Genomic DNA, 15,043 nt, shown 5'->3' with positions numbered 1-15,043 from the left:
CTCCCGTGTGCCCCCGGCGCCCGAGACGGCGCCGTGGCCGGTCGCGGAAATCGGCGTCTTTCGAGTGCACCAGGAAGGAGCGTCATGCTGCGCGTAGCCCTCGCGACATGCGATCTCGACGAGCCGGACAAGGATCTCCCCCACACGATGGCCGCGTTGGAGCGGCTCGGCGTACAGGTGGTGCCCGTGGCATGGGACGCGTGGGTGATCTGGAGACGATTCGACGCGGTCGTGCTGCACTCGACATGGGACTATCCCCTGCGCTACGAGGAGTTCCTGGCCTGGGCCGCGAAGACGACCGGCGCCGTACGACTGTTCAACCCGCTCGCGATGGTCGGCTGGAACAGCGACAAGCGCTACATGAACGACCTCGGCGAGGACGGTGTGCCCATCGTGCCCGGTACGTGGACGTACCCCGGCCACCGGTGGGTCCCGCCCGCGGCGGACGAGTACGTGGTCAAACCGTCCATCTCGTGCAGCGCCCGGGACACCGCCCGCTACGGCTCCGGACCGGCCGAACAGGCGCGAGCCCGCGCCCAGGTGGAGGTACTCCATCGCCAGGGCCGCACCGTGCTCACCCAGCCCTACCTGCACTCCGTCGACGTCCACGGAGAGACCTCGCTGATGTTCGTGGACGGCGCGTACAGCCATACCGTTCGGCGCGGCGCCGTGCTGCGCCTCGGTGCGGAGACCGCCGAGGAGGGGCTGTTCACCACGGCCGCGGTGGAACCCCGGACCCCGGAGCCGGCCGAACTCGCCTGCGCCGAGGCGGTGGTGAAGTCCGTCTCGCGACGCTTCGGGACCCCCTTGTACGTACGCGTGGACCTGGTGCGCGGGCCGGACGACCTGCCGTTGCTGCTGGAGTGCGAACTCATCGAACCGTCCCTGTTCCTGGAGCACAGCCGGCCGGCCGCCGACCGCCTCGCGAACGCCCTGGTCGGGCGTCTGGAGGCGGATGTGCGAGCGTCCGTCAGCAGCCCTCCTCGCCGTACATGGCGTGCTCCCAGTCGGTGACCGCACAGCAGAAACGCTCCCACTCCAGTGTCTTCAGACGCAGGAACAGGTCGGCCGACTCCGAGCCGAGGCCCCGGGCGACGACCGGGTCGTCGGCGAACCGGTCCAGTGCCTCCTTCAGGGTCGTGGGAAGCGCCCCGAAGGGCGTCGGGCCGGTCGTTTCGCGATCGCGGGGCGGGCCGGGGTCGATGCCGTTCTTCAAGCCGTCCTCGATCGCGGCGATGAGCACGGCGTGGGAGAGGTACGGGTTGACCATCGCATCGGGCGTCTTGATCTCCAGCCGTCCGTTGTCGGGCAGGCGCACCGCGCAAGTCTTGTTGTCGAGGCCCCAGTCGACCCGCACGGGAGCGAATCCGCCCTCGTCGCACAGCCGTTTGTAGGAGTTCACCGTCGGTGCCATCACCGCGGTGCTCGCCGCCGTGTGGGCGAGGATGCCGCCGAGTGCGTGCCGTCCCCGCGGTGTGAGATGCAGCCCGGCGGCGTTCGGGTCGACCAGGATGTTCCGCTCCCCCTCCCACAGGCTGATGTTGTGGTGGCAGCCGTTGCCGAGTTCGTCGTTCGCCGGTTTGGGCATGAAACTCACCGCCACGCCCAGTTCGCGGGCCACTCGGCGGCAGATCTGCCGGTGCAGGATCAGCCGGTCGGCGGTGTGTTCGACGAGATCGAACATCCAGTTGAGTTCGAGTTGTCCCGGGCCCTCGCAGTTGCCCTCGCTCATGTCGAGCCCGAGCGCGCGGCCGTACCCGATCACCTTCTGGTACACCGGCCGCAGCCGCTCCATCTGCTCGATGTGCAGCAACGGATGGGCCGTTCCCGGTCGGTGCGACGTCGCGACACCGGGGACCGACCAGGTGACCTCGGGCTCGCAGCCGCTGCGCATCCGCAGCCCGGTGCGATCGTGGAACCCGTCGTGGACACGGCGCAGATTGCCGCGCACGTCCAACGGCACCGGCCGGCCGGCCGCTTCCCCCGGGGCGTGCGGCGGCTCGTACATGCGGCAGAAGAAGAATCCCGTGCGCGTGTCCCAGGGCAGCACGCCGAAGGTGTCCGGGTCCGGAAGCATGACCACCTCGCCGCGCTCGGCGTCGCCCGACAGGATGTCGCCGCGCCGGTCGACCTGGAGATCCCCGATGAAGCCGGGGTGCGCCCGGATCCCGTTCTCCACGATGCGCCCCAGGTGGGCGGCCGGGACCACCTTGCCGACCACGCGCCCGGACAGCGTGACGACCTGGTAGTAGACGTACTCCACCCCGGCCTCGGCCATCCGTGCCTTCACGTCCCCCAGGACGGCCGCGTCGGCGTTGCCCTCACGGTGCCTGTCCAGCTCGGTGTCCGTCGAATCAATCAACAGAGCCCCATTTCACGACAATCCATGGTGAAAGACATGAATTGCACGCTAGCGCAGACACGACCGTGGAAGGCGAAGCGACGCCGCTCCCGCGGGAACGGACATTCGTCCGACACGGCTCCGGGGCGGCGCGGATGCCGCGGCCGAGGCGGGTGGGTGGGTCACATCACGATGCCGAGGACGACGAGCAGCAGCGCGGTGAGCATCAGGAGCAGCATTCCCCCGCAGCCGTCATTGGCGGCGGCCTTCCTCTTCCGTGACCCGCCGGGGCGCTTGCCTCCCATGTGTTGGGCGCAGTAGCGCTTGCCCGATGCGGTCGGTTTGCCGCACGTCGTGCCGCCCTTGCCGCGTACCGTCGACTTCTGACATCTGCCCACGTGGTCCCCCTCCGGTCCGATGGGTGCTCACCCCATGCTGTCGAACCCTCGCGTGCCGTACACGAGCTTTCGCCGAACCTCGGCGCCGGGTCGCCGACGACCTCACCGTCCGCCATGCGCGACCGTGCGCGGGACGGACGGTGGGGCGCTCGGTATTCGTGATTCGTGGTTACGTGTTGAGGCTGGTGTGGTTCCACCAGCCTTGGCGCCCGGTGGTGAAGGTGACTTCGCGAGTCCCGATCACGCCCTCGTAGGGCTTGCCCTTCACCAGGGGGCTCGTCTGGACCACGCCTTTCGGGTCCTTGATGGTGGGGATGGTGACGGCGGCGGCGTGGTCGAGGTCGCTCTGCCGGAACCCGGAGGGTTGTGTGGCGGTGATGACCTCGTCCCAGTTCGGCGAGGCGGCGAGCTGGTGGGCGAGGTGGACCTCGGATCCCTGGCCGAAGGCGAGGTAGGTGAGGTATTCGGGGTAGTCGGTCGCGTCGAGTGGCCGGTAGTGGATGACGTCCTGCGGGCGGCAGGTGGCGGTGGTCTCGTCGAGAATCTTGGTGAAGGTGCGATTGCCGGCGCTGTCCACGGTCACCCGCTCGAGTTCCATGGGCAGCGAGTCGCGGGTGCCGTCGACGATCTCCTTGAGCGGCCAATGGCCCTCGGAGAACAGGGAGTAGTACACCCGCTGGTCCTCGTGGCTCGCGAGGTCGTCGAGGTACTTCGTCCGCAGGCCCGCGTCCAGGCCGAACTTGTTGATCATCTGGAAGGCGTGGACGGGGACGTGGTAGAGCGCGAGGTGGTAGGCGAAGATCGTCCCGGTGCCGATGAGCAGGAACCGGTGGCCGTGGCGGGGGGCCGCGGCGTCGGACGAGGAGATGACGTCGGGGTTGGTCATGGGGACACTCCTGGGGACGGGATCGGGTCGGGTGGGGTGTTCGGTCGGCCGTCGGCGTGGTGCACCGTCACGAAGAGCCCTCGCGGTCGGTGCCGTTGGCGGCGTCCTCCCCGAAGGGGTCGAGCTTGTCGATGTAGCCGACGGTGATGTTCTCGGGGGCGAGGCCGACGTGTTCGGCGAGGGCGGACAGCGCCGCGCCCTGAGCGCCGACGTCGGCGGTCCGCGGTACGTGCAGGGTGACCAGGTTCCGGTCGTCCGGCACCCCTTCGAGGGCGAAGCCGGGTACGGACTCGACGTGCACGTGTGGCGGGTACTTGTCGTCGCCGACGGTGTAGCGGCGCGTCTCCACCACGCCGAAGTGGTGCCACTCCGCCGCGGCCTGCTTCAACTGCTCCTTGTAGGTGCCGTGCAGACCTCGCAGCCAGGAGGCCCGATTGTTGAACGCCGCCTCGCGCTCGTCCTCCGAGGGTGTCGAGCCGCCCTCCTTGTTGACGATCCGGAAGTCGCGCTCGGTCAGCACGTGGTTGGGGACCCGGGCGGGCCAGAAGGTCGGCAGGTGGGGGTCGTACCGGGGGCCCAGGCCGGCGTTGGACTCGTAGCCCGAGCGGCAGCTGGCGGTGTCCGCCTGCCAGGGGACGGCCATCCACCGGGTCAGGTCGCCCGGGCCCTGCGCGTGCAGGGGGCCGTCGGCGGCCAGCACCTTCTCGGGTGTGAGTTCCGCACCGTAGTCGGGCTCCGCCTGTCCCTCGGCGCGGTGCAGGATGCGGAACGGCTCGGCGAACATCGTCGCGTACCGGATCGGCCAGGTGACCTCGCAGCCGGGGTGGAAGGCGTCGGCGAGGCAGAAGTCGAGGGCGGCGCGGTCCAGGAGCCCGGGCCGATCGGCGAGGGGCGCCTCTTCCAGGTGGCGCGGGAAGCCGCTCCGGGAGGTGCTGACGAAGGCGCCGTCGGACCACTTGAGCAGCATGTCCATCTGGAGGTCCGACAGGGTCATGTACTGCCGGGGTGACGTGGGGCGACTGGCCATCCCGTCGCCGTAGAACCACGGCCAGGTCATCGGCGCCAGTCCGTCGCGCTCGTAGTTGCGCATGGCGGTGTACACCTGACGGCGCAGCTCGCGGTAGGTGTTGCCGGGCCGGGAGAGGCGCCGCCGCAGCTCGGTGGTGGTGAAGTCCTCCGGGCCGGCGCTGCCGAAGTGGGTGGCGAAACCCTTGTTGACCCACTGCAGGTCGCTGAAGCGGCGCAGCAGGGGCTCGATGTGGTGTTCGAAGGACACCGGGGTGGGCCGGGGCAGTTGTCCGTTGCCGACGAAGACGTCGAGGAGCAGGTCGTAGACGGTGCGCACGGTCTTGATGTCCGGCGCGTAGTTGGGCGGGCCCACCACGACCCAGGCGGGTTCGACCTCGATGCGGCGGCCGTCCAGGGTGAGCGCGGCGGTGACCGGGCCGTCCGAGACGTCGTCGTACCAGCCGTCGTTGTTGCCGAACGAGTGCAGTTCCTCGTTGTTCTTCGCGCCGGACCGGCCGGAGCCGCCGAGCACCACGAGCCGGCCGTGCTCGTCGGTGTGCATCCGGCCCAGCGGGACGGGGATGCCCTGGAACATGCCGCCGGTGAACTCCACGCTCTGGCCGGTGCCGGCGCGCAGGGTCTTGCGACCGGGGTCGATGACCAGGCTGGGGCGGTCGATGCCCTTGTTGCGCCTCGGTGAGCTGTGGCCCTGCATGTCGGGGATGTCGAGGGCGAGGCTGAACTCGTACCAGGCGGCCTTCCGGTTCGCCACGTGGACGCCCCACTCGATCGCGACTCCGGCGTCGGTGGCCGTCAGTTCGCGTACCACTTTGCCGGCGCTGTCGTATCCGTAGAGGCGGAAGCGGGCCGCCTGGCGCTTGAACGCGCCTGTGTCGTCCTTGAGGGAGCCGGCCGGCATCGGATCCGGGTCCGGTGTCTCGGGGCCGTAGTACCAGCCGTCGTCGCGGGTACTGTTGCCCACCCGGGCCACTCCGATCGCGGGGTGGATCTTCGCGTAGGCGATGTCGTCACTCATGGTGGTTGCGGGTTCCTTCCGGGACGGTGAAGGTCGCGGGATCGTCGTCGCGCGCCGGCGGGCGGCCGGGTGAACGGGCGACGGGGCGGCGGGCCGGGCTGGATGCGGCGGTTCGCGGGTCGGGAGTGCACCCGCAGGCGGCCGAAAGAGGGCGGCACGTCATTCAGAATTGACGGCTCGCACACGATCCATCCCTTTCGAGTGAAGGCTGTTCGTGTACTTCACCCGGTTGGCGCGCGACCGACGCGCGAGAGCGTGGTGCGGCGGTCCGACCGGCCGGCCGTCCGCGCCGACCCACGCTTCCCCGGGCGCGTTCCGGTCCGTTCCCGTCCCACCGGAGCCCAGTCATGCGCTTGCTCGTTGCTCCGCGCGGCCATCGCGCCGGCTGTACGACTACTTCGAGGGGGAGTTGGGGCCGGAAGGAGGCGCGAACCGCACGGTGCCGGCGAGGCCCCCTTCGACGCGGCCCCGGCGATCCTGGTCGGCCGGGGTGCCCGGTGCCCGGTGCCGGGATGTCCGCGGAGGGACGCCGAGCTCAGGTCTTCTGGGCCATTCCGCCCGAGATCAGGATGTGCGACGTTTCCAGGTCCCCGGGGGCGACGGGCGCGGTGGGGCGCCACAGGGCGGTGGAGACGACTCCCGGATGGACCATCTCCATGCCGTCGAAGTACTTCTCGATCTCGTCCTGCGTCCGGAAGCGCCCGCTGCCCAGGCTCTCCTGCATGACGGCCTCCAGGCGATCGATGCGTTCGTCTCCCGGGCGCCGGAGGAAATGGGACAGGAACAGGTGACTGCCCGGCGTCATCCGGGACTTGTACTCCTCGACGAGGGCGTTCGGGTTCTCCTCGTCTCCGAGATGGTGCACGACCGAGAGCATCAACCAGGCCACGGGCTTGGAAAGGTCGATCAGCCGCTCGAATCCCGGCGCGGACACGACGTCGTCGGGCGAGCGGAAGTCGGCCTGCACGACCGCGGTTCGCGGGTGGTCGGCCAGGATGGCCCTTCCGTGGGCGAGGACGATGGGGTCGTGGTCGACGTACACGACCGAGCATCGCGGATCCACCGCGTGGGCCGCCTGATGCGTGTTGTCGGCCGTGGGCAGCCCGGAACCCAGGTCCACGAACTGGGTGACGCCGATCCCGGCCAGGTAGCGCACACCCCGCACCAGGAACTCGCGGTGGATCGGGGCCGTGCGCGTGGTGTCGGGGGCGATGGCCAGGAGGCGATCCCCGACCTCTCGATCGGAGGCGAAGTTGTCCTTGCCGCCGAGCAGATAGTCGTAGACCCGCGCCACGCTCGGGACGGCGACGTCGATCCCGGCGACGGCCGGCGCGTCCTGGTGTGTCATTCCACGGCCCCCGGAGTGAACGAGTGATACGCGCCTTCGCACCGCTCGAACAACGCCCCCGCAGACGGTGTCCCAACCCGCCGGACGCTATCAGACACTCATTCGCCCCACGACCGGTTCGAGCCCGATCCCCCCACCGATCCACCTCCACGGGCGGGCCGCGAGGGCGGCCGGGGTGAAGGTGATGCCGGCGGCGAACGCGCCGGCGCGATCACCTCGTATCAGGGCTTGTGGGTCCCGGATGTGATGGATTGCCAGCCCTGTTCCAGGAGGTCGAAGGCGCGGGTGATGGCTTCGGCTCTGTCCTGGTGGTGGCGGGCGGCACGGGGGGCTTCGAGGGCGAAGTGGGCCAGGGCCGTGCAGGCCGGGTCGTCCGCCGGGAGGCCGCTGTCCTCGGCGATGATCCGGGCCAGGGCCGTCGTGTTCTCCAGCCACGCGGCGTGCTGGTAGTCGAGCAGCGCCGGGGTTCTGCCGACCAGGTCGAGGAAGGCGGCGGCCTCGGGTTCGTCGTCGGGGTTGATCTGGCGGTAGCGCAGGGCGTGCTCGCGCAGGGCGACGGGGATGGACTGGCCCCGGGGTCGTTCGCGCACCACGGCGAGTTGGTGGGCCTTCATCTCGTCCTGTCGGTCGAAGACCAGCGCCTCTTTGCCCGAGAAGTGCTTGAAGAGCGTCGTGGTGGACACGTCGGCGGCGTCCGCGATCTCGCGGATGCTGACGTCGTCGTAGCCGCGCTCCAGGAACAGGTCCAGCGCGGCGTCGGCGATCGCCTGACGGGTGGCGGCCTTCTTGCGCTCACGGCGCCCCAGTGGTGCGGGCGCGGCGCCGGTCTCGGTCATACGCGGATCCTACCCTTCGGTTGTGCAATTTCAAAAGTGCATCGGTTGCACTTATTTTACGAGTGTGCTCTTCTGAGACGGCGGTCGCGGGGCACTGCCCGACCGCCTCCCTCTCCTCCCCTGCCCGAAAGGAGCGATCGGTCATGTCCGCATCCCTCCCACCCGCCGATCCCGCAACGCCGGCCGCCGAGCCGAAGAACGTGCGCTGGGTGCTGCTCGGCGTGATGCTCGCGATGCTTTTGTCGATGCTCGACAACATGGTCGTCGGCACCGCGATGCCCACGATCGTCGGCGACCTCGGCGGCCTGGAACACATCTCCTGGGTCGTCACCGCCTACACCCTCGTCACCGCCGTCACGACCCCGATCTGGGGCAAGTTCGGTGACCTCGTCGGCCGCAAGCCCATGTACCTGGCCTCGATCGCGGTGTTCGTCGCCGGATCCGCACTGTGCGGCCTGTCCCAGTCGATGACCCAGCTGATCGTCTTCCGCGTCGTACAGGGCATCGGCGCCGGCGGCATCGGCGCCGGCGCCTTCGCCCTGATCGCCGCCCTCGTCCCGCCGCGCGAACGCGGCAAGTACCAGGGCATGGGCGCCTCCATCATGGCGATCGGCACCATCGGCGGCCCGCTGATCGGCGGGTTCATCACCAACCACTTCGGTTGGCGCTGGGCCTTCTACGTCAACCTGCCGCTGGGCGTGCTCACCCTGGCGTGGCTGTGGCTGGCACTCCACGTACCCGCCAAGCGCATCAAGGCGAGGATCGACTGGGCGGGCATCGCACTGCTGACCGTCACCATCAGCGCGATCGTGCTCGCCGCCACCTGGGCCGGCGTCACCTACGCCTGGGGGTCCTGGCAGATCCTCACCCCGACCGCCATCGCCGTGGTCGGACTCGCCGCGTTCATCGCGGTGGAGCGGCGGGTCGCGGAACCGCTGCTGCCGCCGACCGTGTTCACCGACCACCGCAACTACCCGCTCGCGGTCGTGCTGATCCTGGTCGCCGGGGTCGTCATGTTCGGCAGCGGACTCTACCTGCCGCTGTTCCAACAGACCGTGCAGGGCGCCTCGGCCGGCAACTCCGGCCTGCTCATGCTGCCCATGATGATCCCCGTCGTCATCGTCTCCGCGATCGCGGGCAAGGTGATGTCCGCCACCGGCCGCTACAAGATCTTCCCCGTCCTGGGCACCGCGTTCCTGGCCGTGGGCCTCGGCCTGCTGGCCACCATGGACACCGCGACGTCGTCGCGGACGACCGCCCTGTACATGGTCCTGGTCGGCATCGGACTCGGCCTCACCCTGCAGATGGCCTCCACCATCGCCCAAAACAGCGTCTCCATGCGGGACATGGGCGCGGCCATGAGTTCGATCAACCTGTTCCGCACCCTCGGCGGCTCCCTCGGTGTGGCCCTGTTCGGCGCGCTCTTCACCCGCTCCCTCCACTCCCGCGTACCCGCCGCGACAAGCGACGTCGCGGCCGACCCCGACGCGCTGGACCGGCTCCCCGCCGCCGGCAGGCACGCCTACCTGCAAGCCGTCACCGACGGCACCCACCAGATCTTCCTCGCCGCGGCGATCGCCTGCGCCGTGGCGTTCCTCGCCGCTTTGTTCGTCATCGAGGTGCCACTGAAGAAGGCCGGCCCGCCGGCCGCGGCCGACACCCCCGCGAACACCCCCGCCGCCCCCGCCACCACCGCCCACTGACACCCCGTCACCACCCGGCACAGCACTCCTGTGCCCGCCACGCCCCCACCCACCGGCGGTCGGTGTGGGCCGGCCCCGGCTCCGTCGCGCGCCGGGGCCGGTGGTGTTCGCGGGTGCGGACGCGACGCCCGGTCGGTGGTCAGCCGGCCGGGGTTCGGTCGGGGCTCGGAGGAAGGGTGAAGGGGCTTGGGGGTGCCTGCCCGTTGCCTTCGTGTGTCGGTGGCGCGAGGCGGGTCGATCTCACCCAGGCGGTGAATGCCTCGATCGCGTCCACGAGGGCCTCGAAGCGGGGCGAGTGGTACAGGTCGAACGCGTGGTTCCCACCGCGCAACTCGGCGTAGACGACCGGATTGTCGGAGGTACGGCGCAGTTCGTCGGCAATCGCTCGGATGTCGGACACGGGGACCTGCGGGTCCAGGTCGCCGTGCGCGATGAAGAAGGGGGGCGCGTCGGGTCCGGCATGGCCCAAGGGGGAGGATTCGGGGCCCTGGTCCCAGTAGGGACCCAGGAAGCCGTTCAGGATGACGGCCCCGGTGACCGAGGTGTCGGCGTCCTCGAAACCCGGCTGGAATTCGGGGTCGTTGGGGGTCAGCGCGGCGATCGAGGCCATGTGTCCGCCCGCCGAACTGCCCGCGATGAACAACGTCGTGGGATCGGCCCCGTACTCGTGGGCGTATTGCCGCGCCCACGCGATCGTCTTCTTCAGGTCGATCATGTGGTCGGGGTGCTTGACGTGTGGCTTGAGCCGGTAGTTGGCGCTGATGGTCACCCAGCCCCGACCGGCGAGCCGGTACAGCAGGGGAAGCGACTGGCTGTTCTTGTGACCCCCGGTGTAACCGCCGCCGTGCATGTGGATCAGCACGGGCCCGCCCACCGGGCGCGAGCGGTGGTGGTAGACGTCGAGTCTGTTGCGGCGGCCCGCGTCGCCGTAGGAGAGGTTCGCGACGCGCCGCACATCCCACCGACGCCGAAAGATGGGCAGGATCAGAACGCGTGCCAGAGGGAGCCGACGGCGAAGGCCCTTGCCCAGATCGGCGTCGATGGCGGCGCGCCATTCGGCGCCCAGACCTTCCTCCATGGCGTGCTCGATCCTGCCCCGCTCTCCCAGTCCGCGGCAGGCGATGATCGCGAGTCCGGGCGTGGTCACCGCGGCCAGTGCGACGATCGCCCAGGCACCCGCCGAGTCGATGTCCCCTTGAGCGAACGCCGACACCGTCGGGAGGAGCAGCATCCAGAGGAAGGCCGCGAACGGCAGTTCGTTCGCGGCCAGACCGAAAAAGTAACTCGCGCGGCCGAGCGGATGCGACCACGGTGCCGGTCGCAGCGCGAACACCGTGCCGACCGCGACGAGCACGACCGGGACAAGGTAACCGTAGGGCACAGGACCTCCTGAGACGGCAGCCGGCCGCACTGCCTGCGAACGCTCCCGGGCGGAGGTCCGCACAGTCGTCCACCCTCCCGTCCGCGGACCCGGAGGTCAACGACGATCCTGCCGACGTCCGGTTCGACCTCGACCTCGTCGGCGAGGTCACCGCGGATCCGGACCGCCCGGCTTGGACATCCCACACCGGGACGGCAGCGGCGCGTACCGTGCCGTCCCGGACGCCCGTGCGGCGAGCGGTCGCGGCTACTCCGCGTAGGGCTGGTCGGTGCCCTGGTCGCTGTAGCCCACGCTCCAGACGTAGCCGTCGGGGTCGGCGAACGTGCCGCCGTAGCCGCCCCACGGCAGCGCGCCGGCCGGGTTGAGGATCGTGGCGCCGGCCTTCACGGCCTCCGCCATGATCTCGTCGACCCGCGCCTCGCTGCGCACGACGTAGGTCAGGACCAGCCCGCTGAAACCGCTGCCCTCCGGATCCGTCCCCACCTGGGCCGCCAGACCCTCACGGGCATAGAAACCGACCGGCGAGGCCCCGTCCGACGCGAAGAACACCGAGACGCCGTAGTCGTTCTCGACCCTCCAACCCAGCCCCTCGGTGTAGAACCGCTTCGCCCGGTCCATGTCACGGACACCGAGGAGGATCGAGCTGACGTGCGCCTTCATGTCTTGCCCCTTGCACAGTAGAGATGTGTACCCGCCCGGCACCCGGACCGGACCCGGACGCCCTGCGGTTGCCATGACCATCACGCTAGGGGCCGCGCCATGACCGGGGCTTCTCCGATCCTGCTCGGCCTCGAGAGATCGTCTTCGAACCGCCGGGACGGCTTCGGGTCAGTCGTCCGTCTTGAGGCCCGAGGGCTCCTGGGTGGAGGTGTAGTCCGCGACGAGATTCGGGTCCGCGGCGTGGACGAGCAGGGTGCCGTCGGCGACGACGTTCGCACACAGGGCGGGATCGTAGTGGTGGTCCGGCAGCCGGCGTGGCCTGCCGATCGGGGTGGTCAGGCGGCGGGTCAGGAGCAGGGGTACGGCCATGGGCAACCTTCCGATGCGTCTGGTGGTGGTCGAACCGCCGCACGGTGCACGGCGACCGATTCGGCTCGGTCGTCGCCGGCGCGCGACGTGCGGCGGACGGGCGGGCGGTGTGGCGCGGTGATCGTGCGATGCGCGCGGGCACGCCCGGTGGGTGCCGGGGCGGGGCACGGGTCCGGTGGCCGGCGACGTCGCTTCGGACATCGATGCCCGAGTACCCGGCCATGGCACACACCACCACCGACATCACCCGAACCGGGAACCGGAGTCATCCGCGCCGATCCCGAATCCGGTGTGCCGGCGGCTCTCGAGCGGGGGTCGAACGGAGGGGTTCGGGGCGTTCGTGCGGCCGGAGGGTCCGGGGAGGGCCACGGCTATGGTGAGGCCGCCGTGCCGGTTCGCGGTGGCGGAGAGCAGGGCCGCGTGGGCGTGGACTATCGCCTGGACGATGGACAGGCCCAGACCGGAGCCCTTGGCCGAGCCGGTGCGGTCGGGGCGGAATCGACGGAAGGGTTCGAAGAGTTCGGGGACGTGGTCGGCCGGGATGACCGGGCCGGTGTTGCGGACGCGGAGCAGGCCGGCCGAGACGGCGACCGTGACGGAGCCGCCCGGGTGGTTGTGGCGGACCGCGTTCTCGACCAGGTTGGTGACCAGTTGGCGCAGCAGCAGCGGGTCGCCGGACACCACGCCGGCGGTCAGGTTCGCGTCGACCCGTACGCCCGCCTGTTCGGCCGCCGGGAAGGTCTGGCGCAGGACGTCGGCGGTGAGTTCGTCGAGGGCGACCGGGGACGCCCGGACGTTGCCGCGTTCGCTCACCGCGAGGTCGAGCAGGCCGTCGATCAGGCGTTCGGTGCGCCGGTTCAGCGCCAACAACTGCTCGCGGGTCTCGACGACGTCGGTCGGCGAGTGCGGATCGGCCAGGCCGATCTCGATCGCCGTGCGCTGGATGGTCAGCGGCGTACGCAACTCGTGTGAGGCGTTGGCGACGAACAGCCGCCGGCTGTCGAAGGACTTCTCCAGCCGATCCAGCATTCCGTCGAACGTGTCGGCGAGTTCCTTGAGTTCGTCGTCCGGTCCGGGCATCGCGATTCGCTCGTGCAGGTTGTGCTCGGACAAGCGGCGGGCCGTCGCGGTGATCTTGTGCACCGGGCGCAGTACGCGACCGGACATCCACCAGCCGACCAGGATCGAGGTCGCGGCCAGGAGCAGCAGAGCCGCGACGAGCACGGTCAGCAACTGACTCATCGTCACGTCCTGGCCGGTGTCGACGGCCCGCCGGACCGCGTCCGCGGGGATCGCGACGCCATGGACCTCTACACCCGGCAGGCGTTGCGCGGGCCGGGTCGAGCCCATGTTCAGCGGGCCGGAGTCGTTCACGAACGCGGGAGAGGACGACGTGTCCGCCGCCAGTGTCCTCGCCAGCGCCATCGGCAGTCGCTCGGACAGTCGCCGGTCGACGAACCAGTACACGATGCCCAGCAGCACCGCGCCGACGACGAGCGACACGCCGCCGTACATCAGCGCGAGTCTGGCCCGCGCCGACGGCCGGCGAAACAGCGCCCCTCCGGAGCCGCTTCCGCCGGCTACGCGCAGTCTGCTCATATCAGGTGTCCCGATCCGGGTCGTTCCCACGTGTTTCCGCCGTCGTACGAGACGTCCACGGCGATCGCCGCCCGGCGCGGTCCCCACCCGTTGTACGCGAGCCCGCGTTACCTCCGGATAACCGGTTCGGGTGATGGCCTGGTAACCCCCGGGCGCGTAGACCTGTCGTCGCACCCCTCGCCGTCACGGCGGGGGGTGACCAAACGACCGACGGTACGACCACAGGCGCGGCGACAACGGCGGCTCGGGCGAGTCGAAAGAGGTGGCCTCGGGCAGGGGTGCCGACGCCCAACGCCGCGACCGGGCGGTCGAGTTCGCGAGCCGCATGTGGGAGCACGGCGTCGACATGCCCACCCCGGAACCCCGCGCGGGTGGCGCGCTGCGGATCGGCGCGATGCCCGCGGGCGAGGGGGTCGGCCAGGACCGAGGACGCCATGAAGGCGCGCGAGAGGTGCCGGCCGGGCGGGCGAATGCCCGGATGGGCCGGGCGGGTTCCTCCCGGGCGGCAGGTACCCGGATTCGGCGCCGGCCGCACCGAACCGCATGCGACCTCGGTGACCGCCGCACCGAGCACCGATCCGCCGTATCCCCGGGCGACCGGCCGTCGACGCGACAGGGTCACCGAACTCCGAGGCATACGAAGCCAGTCGCGAGTGCGGGCGGCGCCCACCCCCGCACACCACTCGGTTGGGTGATGGCGCCACGCCGACCGGAGCGGTCACTGTGATCGGGTGCCGACCCGGCACCCGCGAGCACGGGCAGCCGCCCGGCGGGCCGATTCCCGACCACGAAAAACCGGGAGACCAGCATGAACGTCGACCCGACCCCTCCCCGATCCGGCCGCAGGACCCTTCGGCGCCGTACCCTGGCCGCGCTCTTCGCCGTCCTCGGCCTGGCCGCCGCGTCCACGACCACCGCGACCGCCTCGGCCGCCCCGCAGTTGCGATCGTCCGTCTGCGACCCGGGCCATGTCTGCATCTACAAGGGCGACATCTGGGACGACGTCCCCAACCACCCCCGCGTGTACGACTTCTACCGCTACGGCACCTACAACGTGGCCAACCTCGTCGGCGAATACACCGTGCTGAACTGTCAGACGGGCGGTGCGGGAGTCAAGGGATTCACGGGGTCCAACGGCACGGGCAAGGTGGCCTGGGACCTCGACATCAACAACTGCACCGGGGGCCTGTGGACGGACCTCACATCGACGAACTCCGTGCGGCTGTACGCCTGACTCCACAACACGTTCGCCGGACGCCTCGCCGGGGCCCGGTGGTGGCCCTCCGTGACGAAGCGCGCCTGCCGGCCGCGCGAATCGGCTAGCAGGCGCGGGGCCGGGTGTCGATGATGTGCGGGCGGCACCGAGCGTGGGACCGTCCGCGACACTCCGTTTCGAGGCGCCGGATCGGCCGCCTTTCGCCTCGGTGCCGGCTCCGTACGACACGCCACGTCGTGCCCGGCACGTCCGCGAGTCGGCG

13 protein-coding genes are annotated in these 15,043 nt (G+C 70.3%); 3 read left to right on the top strand and 10 right to left on the bottom strand.

From position 1 onward, the window contains the following. The first annotated feature begins 84 nt into the window (after window positions 1-84). Window positions 85-1,014: an ATP-grasp domain-containing protein gene (locus tag EMA17_RS03730; protein WP_126635386.1), complete on the top strand. Its 930-nt coding sequence runs from the start codon at window positions 85-87 to the stop codon at window positions 1,012-1,014. Here the strand turns inward: EMA17_RS03730 and EMA17_RS03725 are convergent. The 6 genes from EMA17_RS03725 to EMA17_RS03700 form a co-directional block, all read right to left on the bottom strand. Then, a complete protein-coding gene (locus EMA17_RS03725) occupies window positions 971-2,362 on the bottom strand; it encodes a glutamine synthetase family protein (protein ID WP_246126419.1) in 1,392 nt (463 codons plus the stop codon). The two genes, EMA17_RS03730 and EMA17_RS03725, sit on opposite strands and share 44 nt — an antisense overlap. 161 nt (window positions 2,363-2,523) lie before the next feature. Further along, entirely contained in the window at window positions 2,524-2,739 is a 216-nt protein-coding gene (locus tag EMA17_RS03720; protein ID WP_126635385.1) for a hypothetical protein, read from the bottom strand. A 169-nt stretch (window positions 2,740-2,908) separates the two neighbouring features. Beyond that, window positions 2,909-3,625, bottom strand: a complete 717-nt coding sequence (locus EMA17_RS03715; RefSeq protein WP_126635384.1) for a hypothetical protein — start codon at window positions 3,623-3,625, stop codon at window positions 2,909-2,911. 67 nt (window positions 3,626-3,692) lie between these two features. Continuing rightward, window positions 3,693-5,669, bottom strand: a complete 1,977-nt coding sequence (locus EMA17_RS03710) for a LodA/GoxA family CTQ-dependent oxidase (protein WP_126635383.1) — start codon at window positions 5,667-5,669, stop codon at window positions 3,693-3,695. Window positions 5,670-6,204: 535 nt separating this feature from the next. Beyond that, window positions 6,205-7,017 (bottom strand): SAM-dependent methyltransferase, encoded by an 813-nt coding sequence (locus tag EMA17_RS03705; RefSeq protein ID WP_126635382.1) that lies wholly within the window; start codon window positions 7,015-7,017, stop codon window positions 6,205-6,207. A 221-nt stretch (window positions 7,018-7,238) separates the two neighbouring features. Next, window positions 7,239-7,853, bottom strand: coding sequence for a TetR/AcrR family transcriptional regulator (locus tag EMA17_RS03700; RefSeq protein ID WP_126635381.1), 615 nt, complete (start codon window positions 7,851-7,853; stop codon window positions 7,239-7,241). 143 nt (window positions 7,854-7,996) lie between these two features. Here EMA17_RS03700 and EMA17_RS03695 point away from each other — a divergent pair, with 143 nt between their 5' ends. Further along, entirely contained in the window at window positions 7,997-9,556 is a 1,560-nt protein-coding gene (locus tag EMA17_RS03695; RefSeq protein WP_126635380.1) for an MDR family MFS transporter, read from the top strand. A gap of 139 nt (window positions 9,557-9,695) precedes the next feature. Here the strand turns inward: EMA17_RS03695 and EMA17_RS03690 are convergent, their stop codons facing one another. From EMA17_RS03690 to EMA17_RS03675, 4 genes are all read right to left on the bottom strand, one after another. Beyond that, entirely contained in the window at window positions 9,696-10,937 is a 1,242-nt protein-coding gene (locus EMA17_RS03690) for an alpha/beta hydrolase (RefSeq protein ID WP_126635379.1), read from the bottom strand. A gap of 246 nt (window positions 10,938-11,183) precedes the next feature. Next, window positions 11,184-11,597: a VOC family protein gene (locus EMA17_RS03685; protein WP_126635378.1), complete on the bottom strand. Its 414-nt coding sequence runs from the start codon at window positions 11,595-11,597 to the stop codon at window positions 11,184-11,186. 168 nt (window positions 11,598-11,765) lie between these two features. Further along, window positions 11,766-11,966: a hypothetical protein gene (locus tag EMA17_RS03680; protein ID WP_126635377.1), complete on the bottom strand. Its 201-nt coding sequence runs from the start codon at window positions 11,964-11,966 to the stop codon at window positions 11,766-11,768. A 243-nt stretch (window positions 11,967-12,209) separates the two neighbouring features. Continuing rightward, window positions 12,210-13,565 (bottom strand): HAMP domain-containing sensor histidine kinase, encoded by a 1,356-nt coding sequence (locus tag EMA17_RS03675; RefSeq protein ID WP_246126418.1) that lies wholly within the window; start codon window positions 13,563-13,565, stop codon window positions 12,210-12,212. 808 nt (window positions 13,566-14,373) lie between these two features. Between EMA17_RS03675 and EMA17_RS03670 the strand changes: the two genes are divergently transcribed. Continuing rightward, window positions 14,374-14,799 carry a hypothetical protein gene (locus EMA17_RS03670; protein WP_126635376.1) on the top strand — a complete coding sequence of 142 codons (426 nt, stop codon included), beginning with the start codon at window positions 14,374-14,376 and terminating at the stop codon, window positions 14,797-14,799. The last annotated feature ends 244 nt before the right edge of the window (window positions 14,800-15,043 follow it).

Origin of the sequence: Embleya hyalina (assembly GCF_003967355.1) — a bacterium.
Taxonomy (GTDB): domain Bacteria; phylum Actinomycetota; class Actinomycetes; order Streptomycetales; family Streptomycetaceae; genus Embleya; species Embleya hyalina.
Note: the sequence above shows the minus strand (reverse complement) of the source record. Positions and strands in the feature narration are given on the sequence as shown.